A 16875-nucleotide genomic window follows, 5' to 3' on the forward strand; every position below is an offset into this window, starting at 1 on the left:
TCCATAAAAGAAGTGAACTAGCGAATGATTAGATTATCTACTAAAACTTTCTCATTTATCTAACGAATTGAGGTAAGCTTTAATCGCCACTACCATCGCTTCAGGAGTTTGTGAAGAAAAAATCTGACTTCCTCCTGTTGGGTCCTTACTGGTATTATCAAAAGCAAAGATCGGTTTCCCTAATTTATGAATCTCCTGAGTGATATTCATAATTTCGTTAAAATGATTGATATCCAAATAAAAATCGATTTTGCTAAGAACATTTTCAAAATTATAAGGATTGAACTGTGGATAAATGGACACATTTAAATATCGTTGTAAATCGACCACTTGGGAGGCAAAAGTTGTATGAGCCAAAATATGAAAATGAACCTCAGGTAGTGCTTTTATCAAAAACTCCAAGTGCTCCATCTCGCAAGTATTTGTAAAGATTGCAGTATGATATTTTTCTTTTTCTGTAAGCTCCTCTAAACCATGTCTGATAATCTCTTTCCGTAAGATAATATCTGACCAATCTAAAGCATAGAAGAACCACCATCTATCCCCCAAGCGATTCTTATATATAGCTGACCATGGTTTCCCGTCTGTATAATGAATAACAGAAACCACCGACTCATATTGATTCGCTTTTACATACCATCCATCTTTTTGAAAACGTGTCGCAATAGTATCCATTCCAACCATAAAATTGTAATTGACGTCTAGCTCTTTCCATTGCCCCACAAAAAATCGATTTAAAATTCCTTGATCACCAAACTCAACTTCATGGTACTGATCCGCTAATTCAAACAATTTTGTTGAAATCGAATGCTCTCTCCAATAGGCATTATTTATCAATAAAACTCCTGAATTGAAATTTGTTTGCTGCAATTCATCTCTAACTGCTGCGACTGGGCTGGCACCTAGATCTGTTTCAAAAAGACTTGTTAAATCTCCATTAACAATAATATCCGAATCAAGATATAAAACCTTATCTTCCTTCAGTATGTCTGGAATAAAGAAGCGAAAATAAGCTGCATATGATAAGTGAGCAGTTGGTAAATGATATTTCCGGAGATGATTATTAGAAATCTTTACATTTACAATTTCTGAATGAATAGCTTTCAATCGCTGATTCATAATACGAAACCATTCCGAAGGTAGATCGTCATTAAAAACATAAAATTTTATATCATCGTTATAAGCACAAACAGACTTGATAGTAGTTTCCACCTTATCCATATATCCATTATCTGCTCCAAGTACGATTGCTTTCTTCATTTTTCAATCCCTTTTATCTAACGTTTATTTTCTTTTTCTATTAACTAATAAAATCTGTCGAATTTCATCTACCATTTTTGAGGTTCTTCATGGGCGATTACTTTATCAAAGAGTTCTGCTTGATGGGCTACAATATCTAAGGGCAGCACAGTTTTTCCCTAGATCTTGATAGGTTTGATTGAGAATACTATCTAGACATTGTCGTAAGTAGTTTTCAACGTTGTAAACTGATACAATTATACTAATTTTTCTGTCATTTTTATATTTCTCTTTATACTTTTCCAAAGTTATGAAAAACGGTTCTTCAGTAGGATTCCCAATTCACTACTAGCTTTCTATAGTTTGCGGAAAAATTCTCTGATGAAAGCTGAAATATCTTTACTCATGATTTTATCCAGCCTCTCAGTAGTCAACTCCTCTGACCGGTTCCACCAATATCCTTGATTTGACCATCGGGTAACAGTTGAAAAAAGCGCTGATGTTGCTTATTTTTATGTGAAAAGATACAGAATTTTCCAGATACTGATACCATTGCTAATCTTCCCCTTATAACTTTGACCAAGAACACGAATCTTCTATAGAGAGTTTTTTTCCCAAAAATCTTTATAAAAATCTAGTATTTTTTAGTCAAAAGCCTAGATTTATTCCATTTTAATTATACCTTATTTTTAGCAAAAGAGCTATCATATAAATATATCTATTAGATATTATTGTAGCATTCAACTATCAATATAAGTCAATCATCTTTATTCAGTAAAAATATTTGATATATAGAATTATCTTCTAAACTTGAGATTATTTCCTTATTTTTCAAGAATCAAAAAACCTAGATTCTAACAGCTAGTAAATAACTAACGGTTAAAGTATAGGTTTACTCAGAAAACAATCATTATTTCACAACAAGCTCATAACGAGTTTTGCTGGTGAATGTTTCACCTGCTTTGAGGATGACTTGGTCTTTAAGGTCGCTATGAATAGCATCTGGTAAAGCTTGCGCTTCAAGAGCAATCCCATTGTGCTGAATCATTGACTGACCAGCGATGATGACACTCTCATCCACAAAGTTTGCTGTGTAGACCACAAAGCAAGGAGCCTCTGTCTTGAAGAGCAGGAAGCGACCTGAACCTTGGTCATAGAGGAAACCAGCATTGTCATGTCCTGCAGGAAGAGCAAATGGATGGTCCAAACCAGATACGAGTTTGATTTGTTCATCTTCGTCTGCAAAAATATCCTTAAGCAAAGCTCCATTGTAGATATGCTTGACCACATCACGATTAGCATCCGGTGTTTTAGCTGGCACGCCGTCTGGAGCGATTGGATAGATGCCTTCAGTGTTCAATTGGAAGACATGGCGGTCAACAGTCTGAGTGAAATCGCCTGACAGGTTAAAATAGCTATGGTTGGTTGGATTGACCAAGGTATCCTGGTCTGTCGTCACCTTGTAGCTAACTTCGTAGGCACCACTTTCTTCCAAGTTGTAGCTAATCCAGATCTTAAGATTTCCAGGGAAACCTCCAGTCCCATCTGTTCTTTCTGTGTAAAGAGTCAAACCATGGTCACTCACTTCGACTAGCTCAAACAAGTTAGAATCCCAACCAGTTGAGCCACTGTGGTTACAGTTGCTAGCATTGTTGACTTCAAGATCATAGGTCTTACCATTGAGTTCAAATGTTGCTCCTGCAATACGACCTGCCACTGGACCTACACTTGCTCCATGTTTAGGGCTATTTCCCACATAGCTTTCGAAATCGTCAAAACCTAGGATAACATTGGCAAAATTGCCAGTCTTATCTGGAGTTACATAGCGTAAAATTGTTGCTCCATAAGTCATGATTTCCAGTTGGTATCCTGCCTCCGTTTCAAAACGGTAAGCGAGGACATCCTTGCCATCAACTTTCCCAAATACACGTTCTGTGTATGCTTTCATCCTTCTCTCCTTTTTCTAATTCAATTAAGTAAACAAACCATAGAAAGCGCATTCACGTTCTATGGTTTTATTGTATGATTTACAGACACCTTTGTCAAGAAACCATAGATATTTTATTAACAAAAGTCGTTTCTTCTATTTCTGATCTATGCTTCTACACGTTCAGTCCATGAAGTAGCTGTTGTTTGAAGTACTTTATTGAGTTCATCAATGTTTTCAAATCCAGTTGTACAAAGCCATTCGCGAGCTGCTGCTTCTCCATCTTTGATGTAAGCTTCAACAGATCCAGCCCATGTTGCACGTCCACAAAGAACACCATTGAAGTTTGCGCCTGATTCGTGAGCAAAGACAAGAGTTTCTTGGAAAAGTTTAGCTGATACACCTGCACTCAAGTAGATGTAAGGAAGGTTAGTAGCTTCGTCTTGGGCTTTAAAGAAGGTAGCAGCTTCTTCACGTGTATGAACGATTTCTCCATCACCAAAGCCTTCAACGTATTTCACGTTAACTGGAACTTCTACTTTCAAGACATCGATGTTGAAACGTGGATCTGAGAAGACTTTCATAGCGCCGATAACCTTGTGTGGTTTTACTTTAGCGTATTCTGCAGAACCAGCGTCAGCAATCTTTTCATCGTAAGCAAGAATTTCAAGGAAGAATGGAATATCTTCAGCCACACACTCAGAACCAATGCGTTCGATGTAGGCTTGTTTTTGTTGATTAAGTTCGTCAGAGCTATCTACGTCATAGTAAAGCAAGAACTTAACAGCATCTGCCCCTTGTTCTTTGATACGTTTTGCAGACCAAACATCCAAGCAGTCTGGCAAGCGTTTTGTACTTGTTGTGTCGTATCCAGTTTTCTCATAAGCAAGGAGAAGACCAGCTTTTGGATCAAGAGCTTTTGTAGCTGGAAGTCCATACTCAGGGTCAAGAAGCATAGATGAAGCGTATTTAGTCAATTCATCCGCTACCAATACTTTGAGTTCTTCCATTTGAGTTACTGTTGGCTCTTCTGTTTGGTATTGAGCCATGAGGCGTTTCAAAGCACCACGTTGGTCAAAAGCAAGAGCTGAGATGATCCCATTTTCGTCTGAGAGTTTTTGCAAGCAAGCAAGTTTATTTGGGCTTAATGTTAATTTACTCATAGATTCTTCCTTATTTTTCAAATTCGTGAATAATGACACCTTGAACAACACGGTTCACTGTACCTGTAGGTGATGGTGTATCTGGTCTGTTACCAACTTTAAGTGAAGTCAAGAGAGCAAATAACTGACCATAAACGATGTAAGGGAAGACACGGTAAACATCATTCAGAACCCCACCGCACCCAAGCGCGACTTCCTTAACATTTTCAAGTCCGAAGGCTTGGTCGCTCAAGAGAACAACACATCGAGCAATTTGGTCGCCTGCAACTTCACGAACCAAGTCTAAGTCATATTTACGAGTGTAATCTGTTGTAGTACCAAATACCAAAACGACTGTATCTTCGTTGATAAGAGATTTTGGACCGTGACGGAAGCCAACTGGACTTTCATACATAGTCGCGACTTGACCAGCAGTCAATTCCAAAATTTTAAGCTGGGCTTCGTGAGCAAGTCCGAAGAATGGGCCCGCACCTAGATAAATCACTCGGTTAAAGTCTAGGTCAACCAACTCTTTGACATCTGCCACATTGTCAAGAATTTTGCGAGCTAAACTAGATAGCACGTCGAAACGTTCAGCTTTAACAGCAAAGTCTGTTGGATCAAATACCAAGAGCGCTGTCAACATCATTGAAGTGAAGCTTGAAGTCATAGCAAAGCCAGCATCGTTAGAAGCAGCTGGTTGCAAGAGCAAGAGGTTACGGTCATCACCATGCGCTTGAAGAGCCAATTTCCCTTCAGCCGCACAAGTGATGGTTACTTGATAAAGTTCATCAACCAAGGCCTTAGCCAAGTCAACTGTTGCCACACTCTCAGGTGAGTTCCCGCTACGCGCGAATGATACCAAAACAGTCGCCACATCTTTTTTCAAATAAGTTTGTGGGTTTGCTACGATATCAGTTGTCGCAATAGCATTGAAATTCCATTTACGTTCGTCATAAACTTCCTTGAAGTAAGGAACTAGAGTATCACCTACATAAGCAGAAGTTCCAGCACCAGTCAGGATAACCTTGATGTAGTCATGTTTGTCAGCAATTCCTTGTAAGAAGGCTGCAATTTCATCACGTCGTGCTTGATAAGCTTCAAAAGCTTCTTTCCAAACGTCTGGTTGTTGGTAAATTTCGCGAGTTGTGATTTCTGCCCCCAACTCAAGCAATTCTTCTTTTGTATAATCTAGCATTGAGTTCCTCTAATCTATTATTATATTGTTTTTTATTTAAAATATGGGAATGGGAGTAAGCCCCATTCCCATTTATATTCTATGAAATATGTTCTAACAGTATTTCTGTTATTACACCTTATTCATCTTCATCGTCATCGAAGCTTGCCAATAGATCATTAACTTTGACAATGCTCTCTGAAGCACGATTTTTATAATCTGCATCAGCGCCAGTTAGGCTCGCATTGATAAATTCAATGACCATCGGAAGATTCATTCCTGCATAAAGTTCAATGTCGCGACCTTCCATAATTAGACGGCTCACCACGTTACATGGTGTTCCACCAAGGAGGTCAGCAAAGACTAGGAAATCATCCAAACCTTCAACAGCAGCTTCAAATTTTGCAGTAAATTCTTCTGGCCCATCTTCTGGAAGAAGAGCTACCGCATGAATGTTGTCTTGTGGACCCATAATCATTTCTGTGCTACCTTTAAGTTCTTCACAAAAACGTCCATGGCTCACTAAAATCAATGATTTACTCATAAATTATGCGCCCATTCCAAGTACAAATTTACCGATGAATGAAAGTCCAACTGCAAGAGCAATGATGATACCGATTGCTTTAGTTGAGTTCATACCTTTCTTACCAAGCAACCAGAAGATGAATGCTGTGAAGATTGCTGGAAGCAAGCGTGGGAAGATTGAGTTCAAGATATCTTGGAAGTCAATCATTTTCTCACCGATTGGTAATTTGTATGAAATTTCAAAGTTGATCATTGTTGCTACAAGAGCACCCATCATGAAGACACCAAGTACAGATGCAGCTTCAATCAAAGCTGTCAAAGTGCTTTGCATGTTGTTGATAAGGTTAACCCCTTCTTTGTAAGCAAATTCCAACTGTTTCCAACGGAAGATGTCATACGCTACTGCAACTGCGATCCAAAGGAAGATACCCCAAGGTTGACCAGCGATAGCCATTGTTGCAGCGATAGATCCCATGATAGCAGGTACAAGTGAACCAAAGATAGTATCTCCAAGAGGAGCGAATGGTCCCATCAAACCTGTCTTGATACCGTTAACCGCATCTTTTGAGCCAACGCCATCTTTTTCTTCCATGGCAAGGTCAAAACCAGCGATGATTGTGTGGAAGAATGGTGAAGTGTTGAAGAATTGAGTATGAACTTTCATCATTTCTTTCAACTCAGGAGTTCCATCTCCATACATTTTACGCAATTGTGGCAAGATCATGTAAAGGTAACCTGATGCTTGCATACGTTCGTAGTTCCATCCCAATTGGAAAGTGAACAAGCTACGTTTGTTAATTTGATTAAAATCTTCTTTTGTTAATTTGTAATTAGAATTCGTCATCTTCAATTTCCCCACTTTCTGATGGTGTAGAAGGTGCTGCTACAGCAACTTTTTGGCTGTTCTTGAAGTGAACAACCGCAAGGAAGATACCTACGATAGAGATACCGATCATAGACAATCCTTTGAAGTTGTTGGCAAAGCCAATTTTTTCAGCAACGTCAGCAGGAAGAGTGCCAATGATACCAGCAACTGCTCCACCAAGACCTGTTACGTATGAGTAAAGAACAGTCAACATAGCTGTCAAACCGAATCCCATAGCAAGGTAGTGAAGGTTACGTTTAACTGGAAGGTAACGAAGCAAGATAGCGAATCCAAGACCTGGAAGCATACGACCTGCAAGAGTCAAACCGTCTGCAACCCATTGGAATTCTTTAACAAGGTTTACAACTGCTTGTACGAATTCTCCACCAAAAGCAAGGGCGAAAAATACTGGAAGGGCACGAGAAGCAGCCCATGGAAGCGCACCAAGAAGGTAGTTACGTTCGATTGCTTTATAGTCAAAGCGTTCGATCGCAGCATCAATACGGTGTGCGAAGAATGTAGTAGTCATACGACCAAGTACGTCGAAGTAAGTCAAAAGTGCCGCTACTGGTACAGCGATTGTAGTGATCGCAAGATCTGTTTCGATACCTTGTGAAACTGAGAAAGCTGTCGCAAGAACCGCACCAGAAGTTGCGTCGATACGAGAAGCACCACCGAAGGTACCTACCCCAAGGACAAACAACTGCAAGCTACCACCGATAAACAAACCAGTTGTCAAATCTCCCATGATCAAACCAGTAATGAAACCAGCGAATACAGGGGAACCTGCAGAAGAAACGATCGTCAACTCATCACAGATTTGATAAGCTGAGTACAGAGTGAGAAGTAAAATTTGCCACCATTGTATCATAACAATGACCTCCTAAAAATTTTTTCCTATTTTAATAAGCTCAAAAAGTCTGAAACTGGATCATTTGGAACCATTTGAGCAGTAAGTTTAACACCTTTTTCCGCCAATTTGTGGAAATCTTCTACATCTTTATCTACAACGTTGATTGAACGTGTGATAGAACGTGTTTCTGGTGTTTGAGACATGTTGCCGACATTGACAGTTTCAAGTGGCACACCTGCTTCTACCAAACCAAGGAAACGGTCAGGTTTGCGTGCTACAATCAAAAGACGTTGGCTATCATATTTTCCAGCAAGGATATTGGCTGCAGCTTTTTCAACTGGCAAAATGCTAAGTTTTACACCTGGTGGTGTTGCAAGTTTCAATCCGCTCTTTTCAACATCGTTGTTAACAACTTCATTGTCAACGACCATGATACGTGAAACATTAAGTTTAGCAGACCAAAGATTGGCTACTTGTCCGTGGATCAAACGTCCATCGATACGGCATCCTACAATTGTCATAAGTTTTCCCCCTTTATGTGTTTTAGTGTAGGTTTACGAGTTAAGTGTATGTGATCTTTATACTCCCCTTCAGTTTCAAAGATAATGATGCGGTTAGCACCTTCTTTGAGATAGCTGTGCGGAATATAAAGCGATAAGGTTGGACCAACATTCCAGAAACGTCCTAGATTACGGCCATTGACATAGGCAATCCCTTTGCCAAACTCAGATAGTTCTAAGTAGGTGTCCTTCGGCTCCTTGACTTCAAAGTCAAAGGCGTAAAAGGCAGGTTGTCCTTCTGTCCATCCTTTTGAAAAATCAATCTTTTCAGGATTATCAAGTGGAAGCGGATAGTGTTCCCAGTTAAGCATAAAGTGTAGGTCTTTGCAGACACCAGTACGAATTCCTTTTCGTTGTGTATCTGCTAGGAACTTATGCCCGTAATTGACACGTCCCATGTTTTCAATAAGGATGTCAAATCTAGAGAGCGCTTTCTTTTCTCCTTGATAGAAGATATCTTCTCCAATTTCAGTTTGGTACTGAGTTGCGACCCATTTCCCATCTACGAACAGCTGAGCTCTATCGCGTCCATCAATGATGCGGATGCGTTCTTCCTCTGCGTCCCAACTAGCTTCTGTACGATAGAGAAGGTAGCCGTAGCTTTGTCCCAACTCTTCCATTTTCTTAGGATAGAGACTTTCAGTTGGACTTGTCAGGCTATCCAAGGTTTCGAAAAGAGAAACTTTCTCGACCAGTGGAATGTTTTCAACTTCCATGCTCTCTTTGTAAAGCGGTTCTAATTGTGGATACTCAGGATAGTAAGTCGCCATCATTTCCTTAACTGCCATGTATTTAGCAGTTGGATTCCCAGCTTCATTAAGGAGAGCGTCATAATCATAAGATGTTACTTGTGGTAAATCAATAGTTCCTCGAGCTGAACAACCATTCATAAATCCAAAGTTGGTTCCACCGTGGAACATGTAAAGGTTGATAGAGCCTTGCTCCAGCACCTCATGTACGGCTTCTGCTAACTCCTCTGGCTCACGCGTGATGACTGGTTCTTTCCATCGGTTAAACCATCCATCCCAGAATTCCATACACATGAGTGGCCATTTCTTGCCATACTCATCAAAGAACTCTTGCATTTGCGAGAAGTTAAAGTTTGCTTTTGAACCAAAGTTCCCTGTCACAAAGAGATTATCTTCAATCAAGGTACCAGCTTTCAGAGTTGCTCGCCATGGACCATCAGATGTAAAGAGCGGACAAGTCACTGAACGTTCTTCCATCAATCGGCGAATCTCACGCAAGTAGGTTTTGTCCTCACCGTATGAACCGTACTCATTTTCAACCTGCATCATGAGGATGTTACCACCATTATCCAACAATCTTGAAACAAGACGTGGAAGTAAATGATCATAGTAGCGTCCTACCATTTCTATAAAGGCTGGATCAGAGGAACGGATTCGCATGTCTTTATTTAAAAGCCAAGCTGGTAAACCACCGAATTCCCACTCTGCACAGATAAAGGGAGATGGTCGAACAATAGCATACAAGCCTAAGTCCTGAGCTGTCTGAAGAAATTTTTCAATATCAAGATTGCCTTCAAAATTGAAGTTTCCCTCAGTTGGCTCATGTAAATTCCAAGCGACGTAGGTTTCAACAGTGTTAAAACCTAAAGCCTTGAGATTGTACAATGAATGATACCAGTCTTCTTCAGGAATTCTAAAATAATGAATGGCACCCGATAAAATTTTGAATGGTTTCCCATCTAGGTAAAAATCATCCTCAATTTTAAACCTTGTCATTTTACCACCTCATACTTTTCGTTTGCGCTTTCATTTGTTGTTATATTAAATGATAAACTAATGAATCCATCTTGTCAATAGATTTTTCGAAAATTATTTAAAATTTTTCTTTTTTTTACTGAATTGTTTTCTAAAATTCTTGTAAAAAAATTTTTTTCTTAAATATTTTCGATCCAGATAGCATAAATATATAAGTTTATAACCTCAAATAATATGTAAGTCAATCACTTAGAATATTATTTTATTTTTTTACATTATTTACTATCATTTCCAAACCATTTATGATAAAATCGAAGATGGAGAAGAAAAAAATGAGGTGAAAATATGGCAATTCCAAAGTATCAATATATCAAAGATGAATTGAAAAACAAAATCATTTCAGGTCAATTTGCAAGTGGCGACAAGTTCTACACTGAAGCAGAATTGATTGCAATGTATGACGTAAGTTCAATCACTGTTGTTCGCGCCTTAAACGACCTTGCTAAAGACGGCTATATTGTCCGCCAACAAGGAAAGGGAACCTTTGTGGCTCGCGCTCGCAAGCACAAACTCGTAGAATTTTCTGATGTAGAAATTTTTGAAACCAAGGACGATAAAGTCACTGTTCTTTCCATTGAACGCGGTAACGATCTTAACTACTTAGAAAAATTGGGATTGCGTGGCGATCAATTTTATTACAAAATCGAACGTATCCGTGAATCTAACGGTGTTACTTATATCTACCACACATCTTATATCCCTGAACAATACATCAATGCAAACTATCCAAATCTTGAATACTATAGTTCTATCTATAATCGTTTCAAATTGGACTACCACATTCACATGAATGACGAGCATTTTGAAGAAATCAATGAAATTGTATTTCCAACTCCAGAACATGCTGCTTCTATCCTAGGAATCGACTCTCAGTTCCCAACTGTTCTCCAAACCAAGACAACTAAACTTGAGTCAACTGGCCAAGTGTTGGAATACATTGAAACTTACAAACGTTCTGATTTCTATAAGATTAAATTTATCTCATGTGATCGCGATCACTAAACATTAAAAAGTCTGAGACAATTGTTTCAGGCTTTTCTGTTTTTCATTATAGCACGCCAGCTTTTAGTAGGAAATATCAAATGGCTTTAAACTATAATTTGGAGAAATTTTACTAAAAACAGAGCAAAAATTGAAAAGCAGTTCAAATTAAATAACTTCTTATATTTTTTATAGGTATTTTATTAAAATACTTGACTTTACTAGATTCAGATAATACAATGGAATCAGTTTATGAAAACGCTACCAAAACAATAAATTAGGAGGTTATTTAATGAAACCAGAAAATAAACAGCGTTTCTCTATTCGTAAATACGCAATCGGGGCAGCTTCTGTCTTGATCGGCTTTGCCTTTCATGCGCAAGCTGTTGCCGCTGATGGAGTCGTACCTACTACAACAGAGAATCAACCTACTATCCAAGCCGCAGGAGAATCGTCTCCACAGGCCAGCGAAGAAAAACTTGAAACTAGTCCTACACCAGAAGCCGTAGCTCCTGCAGCTCCAGTGACACCTGTAACAAACACTGAAGCACCAAAAGTTGAAGCTACTCCTGCACCTGTCGTAGAAAAAACTGTTACAACCGAAGAAACTCCAGCAAAACCAGAAGTAACTGAAGAAGCTAAGCAGCCAGAATCAGAAAAGGTAGAAAACAAAGAAGTTGCTAAAGTTGAAGCTCCTGTAGTCGCAACAGAGCGAGCAGCTCAAGTCAATGAAAAACTCGCTAAAAAGAAAATCGTTTCTATTGATGCCGGACGTAAATACTTCTCTCCAGATCAACTGAAAGAAATCATCGACAAGGCAAAACACTATGGCTATACTGATCTTCACCTTTTGGTTGGAAATGATGGCTTGCGCTTTATGCTTGACGATATGTCTCTAACTGTTGGTGACAAGACTTATGCCAGCGATGATGTCAAACGTGCTGTCGAAAACGGAACTAATGCCTACTACAACGATCCAAATGGTAATCACCTAACTGAAAGCCAAATGACCGACTTGATTAACTATGCTAAAGATAAAGGTATCGGCCTTATCCCAACAGTTAACAGTCCTGGTCACATGGATGCTATCCTCAATGCCATGAAAGAACTTGGTATTGAAAAACCTAACTTCAACTACTTTGGCAAAGAATCAGAACGTACTGTTGACCTTGACAACGAAAAGGCTGTGGCCTTTACAAAGGCCTTGATTGATAAATACGCAGCTTACTTTGCTGGCAAGTCTGAAATCTTCAATATCGGTTTGGATGAGTACGCTAATGATGCTACTGATGCCAAAGGATGGAGCGTTCTTCAAGCCTATAAATGGTATCCAGAAGATGGATTTCCAGACAAGGGTTATGACAAATTCATCGCCTACGCTAACGACCTAGCTCGTATCGTTAAATCTCATGGTCTTAAACCAATGGCCTTCAACGACGGTATCTACTATAATAGTGATACAAGTTTTGGTACCTTTGATAAAGATATCATCGTGTCTATGTGGACTGGTGGCTGGGGTGGTTACGATGTCGCTTCTTCTAAACTACTAGTTGAAAAAGGGCACGAAATCCTCAACACTAACGATGCTTGGTACTACGTTCTCGGCCGTAATGCTGATGGACAAGGTTGGTACAACCTTGATCAAGGATTGAATGGTATTAAGAGCACACCAATTACTTCTGTACCAAAAACAGAAGGAGCTGATATCCCTATCATCGGTGGTATGGTAGCTGCTTGGGCTGATACTCCATCTGCCCGCTACTCTCCATCTCGTCTATTCAAGCTCATGCGCCAATTCGCAAATTCAAATGCGGAATATTTCGCTGCTGACTACGAGTCTGCGGAACAAGCTCTGAAAGAAGTTCCAACAGACCTTACTCGCTACACAGCAGAAAGTATTGCAGCCGTTAAAGAAGCTGAAAAAGCCATTCGTTCTCTTGATGGCAACCTCAGCCGTGCTCAACAAGATACTATTGATCAAGCGATCGCAAAACTCCAGGAAGCTGTTAGCAACTTGACCTTCACTCCAGAAGCTCAAAAAGAAGAGGACGCTAAACGCGAAGTTGAAAAACTAGCTAAGAACAAGGTTATCTCTATCGATGCTGGTCGTAAATACTTCACACTAGACCAACTTAAACGTATCGTTGACAAGGCTAGCGAACTTGGCTACTCTGACATCCATCTCCTCCTTGGAAATGATGGACTTCGCTTCCTACTTGATGACATGACTATCACTGCAAACGGTAAGACCTATGCAAGTGACGATGTGAAAAATGCCATCATTGAAGGAACAAAATCTTACTACGATGATCCAAACGGAACAACTTTGAACCAAGCTGAAATTACTGAACTTATCCAGTATGCTAAGGACAAAGGTATTGGACTCATCCCAGCTATCAATAGCCCAGGTCACATGGATGCTATGCTTGTCGCTATGGAAAAATTGGGCATCGCAAACCCTCAAGCTAACTTTGACAAGGTTTCAAAAACAACCATGGACCTTGAAAACGAAGAAGCAATGAACTTTACAAAAGCTCTTATCGGCAAGTACATGGACTTCTTTGCAGGTAAAACTAAGATCTTTAACTATGGTACAGATGAGTATGCCAATGATGCTACCAACGCTCAAGGTTGGTACTACCTCAAGTGGTACGGCCTCTACGGTAAATTTGCTGAATACGCTAATAGCTTAGCTGCCATGGCTAAAGAAAAAGGTCTTCAACCAATGGCCTTTAACGACGGCTTCTACTATGAAGACAAGGATGATGTTGAGTTTGATAAAGATGTTATCATCTCTTACTGGTCTAAAGGATGGTGGGGTTACAACCTTGCATCTCCTCAATACCTAGCAAGTAAGGGGTACAAATTCCTTAACACGAATGGAGACTGGTACTACATTCTCGGTCAAAAACCAGAAGATGGTGGTGGCTTCCTCAAGAAAGCTATTGAAAATACTGAAAAAACTCCATTTAACCAGCTAGCTTCAACTAAATACCCTGAAGTTGACCTACCTACTATTGGTAGTATGCTAGCTATCTGGGCTGATAGACCAAGCGCAGAATATAAGGAAGAAGAAATCTTTGAACTTATGACTGCTTTTGCAGATCACAACAAAGACTACTTCCGTGCTGACTACAAAGCACTACGCGAAGAACTTGCTCAAATCCCTGAAAACTTAGAAGGATATAGCACAGAAAGCCTCGACGCTCTCAAAGCTGCTAAAGATGCTCTGAACTACAATCTTAACCGTAGTAAACAAGCTGAGTTGGATGCCCTCGTAGCTAATCTTAAAGCAGCTAGACTAGGGCTTAAGCCAGCCGCAACTCACTCAGGAAGTCTTGATGAAAGCGAAGCTCCTGCTGCTGTTGAAAACCGACCAGAGCTTCTCGTTAAGACAGAAGAAATTCCTTTTGAAATCGTTAAGAAAGACAATCCTAACCTCCCAGCAGGACAAGAAAAAGTCATCACTGTCGGTGTCAAAGGAGAACGTACAATCTACGTCTCAGTTACTACTGAAAATGGTAAGGAAACCGAAACAGTTCTTGAAGACAAAGTCACAAAAGAATCTATCACTCAAGTGGTAGAAGTTGGTAATCCTGTCACTCACCTTGGTGATGAAAAAGGGCAAGCAGCTACAACTGATGAACTTCCTAAACTAGATGTCCAAACTGAAGACATTTCATTTACAACTATTACTCGTGAAACTGATCAGTTGCCTAAGGGACAATCTCGTATCGTGACTGAAGGTGTGAACGGTCGTCGTAGCCATTTCTACTCTGTGACTACTGTTGCGGATGGATCTGAAGTTAAGACTCTAGTAAGCAGTGAAGTAAGCCTAGAACCTATCACCCAAGTGGTAGAGGTGGGGAACCCTGTCACTCACCTTGGTGATGAAAAAGGACAAGCTACTATTGCTGAAAACAAACCAAGAGTTGACATCCAAAATGAAGAAATTCCATTTACAACCATCACTAGTGAAACTGATGCATTGCCTAAGGGACAATCTCGTATCGTGACTGAAGGTGTAAACGGTCGTCGCAGCTACTTCTATTCTGTAACTACGGGTGCGGACGGAACTGAAGTTAGAACATTGGTTACAAGTGTCGTGGCGCAAGAACCTGTCGCTCAAGTGATTGAAGTTGGGAACCCTGTCACTCACCTTGGTGATGAAAAAGGGCAAGCAGCTACAACTGAGGAACTTCCTAAGCTAGATGTCCAAACTGAAGACATTCCATTTACAACTATTACTCGTGAAACCGATCAGTTGCCTAAGGGACAATCTCGTATCGTGACTGAAGGTGTGAACGGTCGTCGCAGCTACTTCTATTCTGTAAATACGGCTGCGGACGGAACTGAAGTTAAAACTCTAGTAAGCAGCGAAGTAAGCCTAGAACCTATCACTCAAGTGGTGGAAGTAGGGAACCCTGTCACTCACCTTGGTGATGAAAAGGGGCAAGCAGCTACAACTGAGGAACTTCCTAAACTTGATGTCCAAACTGAAGACATTCCATTTACAACTATTACTCGTGAAACCGATCAGTTGCCTAAGGGGCAATCTCGTATCGTGACTGAAGGTGTAAACGGTCGTCGCAACTACTTCTACTCTGTAACTACAGCTACGGATGGAACTGAAGTTAAGACTCTAGTTAGCAGTGAAGTAAGCCTAGAACCTATCACCCAAGTGGTAGAGGTGGGGAACCCTGTCACTCACCTTGGCGATGAAAAGAGGCAAGCAGCTACAACTGAGGAACTTCCTAAACTAGATGTCCAAACTGAAGACATTCCATTTACAACTATTACTCGCGAAACAGACCAACTGCCTAAAGGACAATCTCGTATCGTGACTGAAGGTGTGAACGGTCGTCGTACACATTTCTATTCTGTGACTACGGCGACGGATGGATCTGAAGTTAAGACTCTAGTAAGCAGTGAAGTAAGCCTAGAAACTATCACCCAAGTGGTAGAGGTGGGGAACCCTGTTACTCACCTTGGTGATGAAAAAGGACAAGCTACTATCGCTGAAAACAAACCGAGAGTTGACATCCAAAATGAAGAAATTCCATTCACAACCATCACTCGCGAAACTAATCAATTACCTAAAGGACAATCTCGTATCGTGACTGAAGGTGTAAACGGTCGTCGTAGCCATTTCTACTCTGTGACTACTGCTACGAATGGATCTGAAGTTAAAACATTGGTTACTAGTGTTGTCGCTCAAGAACCAGTCGCTCAAGTGATCGAAGTTGGCAACCCTGTCACTCACCTTGGTGATGAAAAAGGACAAGCTACTATTGCTGAAAACAAACCAAGAGTTGACATCCAAAATGAAGAAATTCCATTTACAACCATCACTCGTGAAACTAATCAATTACCTAAAGGACAATCTCGTATCGTGACTGAAGGTGTAAACGGTCGTCGTAGTCATTTCTATTCTGTAACTACGGCTGCAGACGGAACTGAAGTTAGAACATTGGTTACAAGTGTCGTAGCGCAAGAACCTGTCGCTCAAGTGATTGAAGTGGGGAACCCTGTCACTCATGTTGGTGATGAACATGGGCAAGCTGCTATCGCCGAAGAAAAACCAACACTAGAAATCCCAAGCGAGCCAGCTCCAGCAACTGTTCCTGCTGAGGAAAACAAAGCTCTTCCTCAAGGTCCAGCTCCTGTAGCAAAAGAGAAAAAACTGCCTGAGACAGGAACTCAAGGTTCAGAATGGTTAATTGCTACTGGCCTTATGTCAGCTCTCACAGCTTACGGACTTAGCAAGAAAAAAGATTAAAGATGAATCTTTTGATATAAGATAAAAAGCGGGACTTAAGTCT

At 40.2% G+C, this 16875-nt stretch carries 10 protein-coding genes and 3 pseudogenes; 3 read left to right on the forward strand and 10 right to left on the reverse strand.

Annotation, left to right across the window (positions count from 1 at the left end; genetic code table 11):
* Positions 1–51 precede the first annotated feature (51 nt).
* The 10 genes and pseudogenes from M1R56_RS02590 to M1R56_RS02635 all read right to left on the reverse strand — a co-directional run bounded on the left by M1R56_RS02590 (position 52) and on the right by M1R56_RS02635 (position 10033).
* A complete protein-coding gene (locus M1R56_RS02590) occupies positions 52–1260 on the reverse strand; it encodes a glycosyltransferase family 8 protein (RefSeq protein WP_248034501.1) in 1209 nt (402 codons plus the stop codon).
* Positions 1261–1422: 162 nt separating this feature from the next.
* A pseudogene (locus M1R56_RS02595) lies at positions 1423–1506 on the reverse strand (glycosyltransferase); the annotation flags it as partial.
* Positions 1507–2149: 643 nt separating this feature from the next.
* Positions 2150–3187 (reverse strand): aldose epimerase family protein, encoded by a 1038-nt coding sequence (locus M1R56_RS02600; RefSeq protein ID WP_075232296.1) that lies wholly within the window; start codon positions 3185–3187, stop codon positions 2150–2152.
* 146 nt (positions 3188–3333) lie between these two features.
* Positions 3334–4329 carry a tagatose-bisphosphate aldolase gene (gene lacD / locus M1R56_RS02605; protein WP_248034502.1) on the reverse strand — a complete coding sequence of 332 codons (996 nt, stop codon included), beginning with the start codon at positions 4327–4329 and terminating at the stop codon, positions 3334–3336.
* Positions 4330–4339: 10 nt separating this feature from the next.
* Positions 4340–5506 carry an SIS domain-containing protein gene (locus M1R56_RS02610; RefSeq protein WP_248034503.1) on the reverse strand — a complete coding sequence of 389 codons (1167 nt, stop codon included), beginning with the start codon at positions 5504–5506 and terminating at the stop codon, positions 4340–4342.
* Between the two features lie 118 nt (positions 5507–5624).
* Positions 5625–6029, reverse strand: coding sequence for a PTS sugar transporter subunit IIA (locus M1R56_RS02615; RefSeq protein ID WP_248034504.1), 405 nt, complete (start codon positions 6027–6029; stop codon positions 5625–5627).
* A gap of 3 nt (positions 6030–6032) precedes the next feature.
* Complete coding sequence (locus M1R56_RS02620; RefSeq protein WP_049509363.1) at positions 6033–6854, reverse strand: PTS system mannose/fructose/sorbose family transporter subunit IID; 822 nt, start codon at positions 6852–6854, stop codon at positions 6033–6035.
* Positions 6841–7746, reverse strand: a complete 906-nt coding sequence (locus M1R56_RS02625; protein ID WP_075232293.1) for a PTS mannose/fructose/sorbose/N-acetylgalactosamine transporter subunit IIC — start codon at positions 7744–7746, stop codon at positions 6841–6843. The genes M1R56_RS02620 and M1R56_RS02625 overlap by 14 nt, the downstream gene beginning before the upstream one ends.
* 26 nt (positions 7747–7772) lie before the next feature.
* On the reverse strand, positions 7773–8249 hold the full coding sequence (locus tag M1R56_RS02630; protein WP_045762519.1) for a PTS system mannose/fructose/N-acetylgalactosamine-transporter subunit IIB: 477 nt from the start codon (positions 8247–8249) through the stop codon (positions 7773–7775).
* On the reverse strand, positions 8246–10033 hold the full coding sequence (locus M1R56_RS02635; protein ID WP_248034505.1) for a beta-galactosidase family protein: 1788 nt from the start codon (positions 10031–10033) through the stop codon (positions 8246–8248). The genes M1R56_RS02630 and M1R56_RS02635 overlap by 4 nt, the downstream gene beginning before the upstream one ends.
* A 324-nt stretch (positions 10034–10357) precedes the next feature.
* Between M1R56_RS02635 and M1R56_RS02640 the strand changes: the two genes are divergently transcribed.
* From M1R56_RS02640 to M1R56_RS02650, 3 genes and pseudogenes are all read left to right on the forward strand, one after another.
* On the forward strand, positions 10358–11074 hold the full coding sequence (locus M1R56_RS02640; RefSeq protein ID WP_045762517.1) for a GntR family transcriptional regulator: 717 nt from the start codon (positions 10358–10360) through the stop codon (positions 11072–11074).
* Positions 11075–11345: 271 nt separating this feature from the next.
* Positions 11346–15197 (forward strand): annotated as a pseudogene (locus M1R56_RS02645) (family 20 glycosylhydrolase); the annotation flags it as partial.
* A 78-nt stretch (positions 15198–15275) separates the two neighbouring features.
* A pseudogene (locus M1R56_RS02650) lies at positions 15276–16832 on the forward strand (G5 domain-containing protein); the annotation flags it as partial.
* Between the last annotated feature and the right edge of the window lie 43 nt (positions 16833–16875).

The organism is Streptococcus sp. oral taxon 431 (genome assembly GCF_023115445.1).
Taxonomy (GTDB): domain Bacteria; phylum Bacillota; class Bacilli; order Lactobacillales; family Streptococcaceae; genus Streptococcus.

Excerpts from the sequence above, each read along its gene's own strand:
- M1R56_RS02620 (WP_049509363.1), bottom strand. The coding sequence starts at position 6,854 with ATGACGAATTCTAATTACAAATTAACAAAAGAAGATTTTAATCAAATT.
- M1R56_RS02615 (WP_248034504.1), bottom strand. The coding sequence starts at position 6,029 with ATGAGTAAATCATTGATTTTAGTGAGCCATGGACGTTTTTGTGAAGAA.
- M1R56_RS02635 (WP_248034505.1), bottom strand. The coding sequence starts at position 10,033 with ATGACAAGGTTTAAAATTGAGGATGATTTTTACCTAGATGGGAAACCA.
- M1R56_RS02640 (WP_045762517.1), top strand. The coding sequence starts at position 10,358 with ATGGCAATTCCAAAGTATCAATATATCAAAGATGAATTGAAAAACAAA.
- M1R56_RS02630 (WP_045762519.1), bottom strand. The coding sequence starts at position 8,249 with ATGACAATTGTAGGATGCCGTATCGATGGACGTTTGATCCACGGACAA.
- M1R56_RS02610 (WP_248034503.1), bottom strand. The coding sequence starts at position 5,506 with ATGCTAGATTATACAAAAGAAGAATTGCTTGAGTTGGGGGCAGAAATC.
- M1R56_RS02625 (WP_075232293.1), bottom strand. The coding sequence starts at position 7,746 with ATGATACAATGGTGGCAAATTTTACTTCTCACTCTGTACTCAGCTTAT.
- M1R56_RS02600 (WP_075232296.1), bottom strand. The coding sequence starts at position 3,187 with ATGAAAGCATACACAGAACGTGTATTTGGGAAAGTTGATGGCAAGGAT.
- lacD (WP_248034502.1), bottom strand. The coding sequence starts at position 4,329 with ATGAGTAAATTAACATTAAGCCCAAATAAACTTGCTTGCTTGCAAAAA.
- M1R56_RS02590 (WP_248034501.1), bottom strand. The coding sequence starts at position 1,260 with ATGAAGAAAGCAATCGTACTTGGAGCAGATAATGGATATATGGATAAG.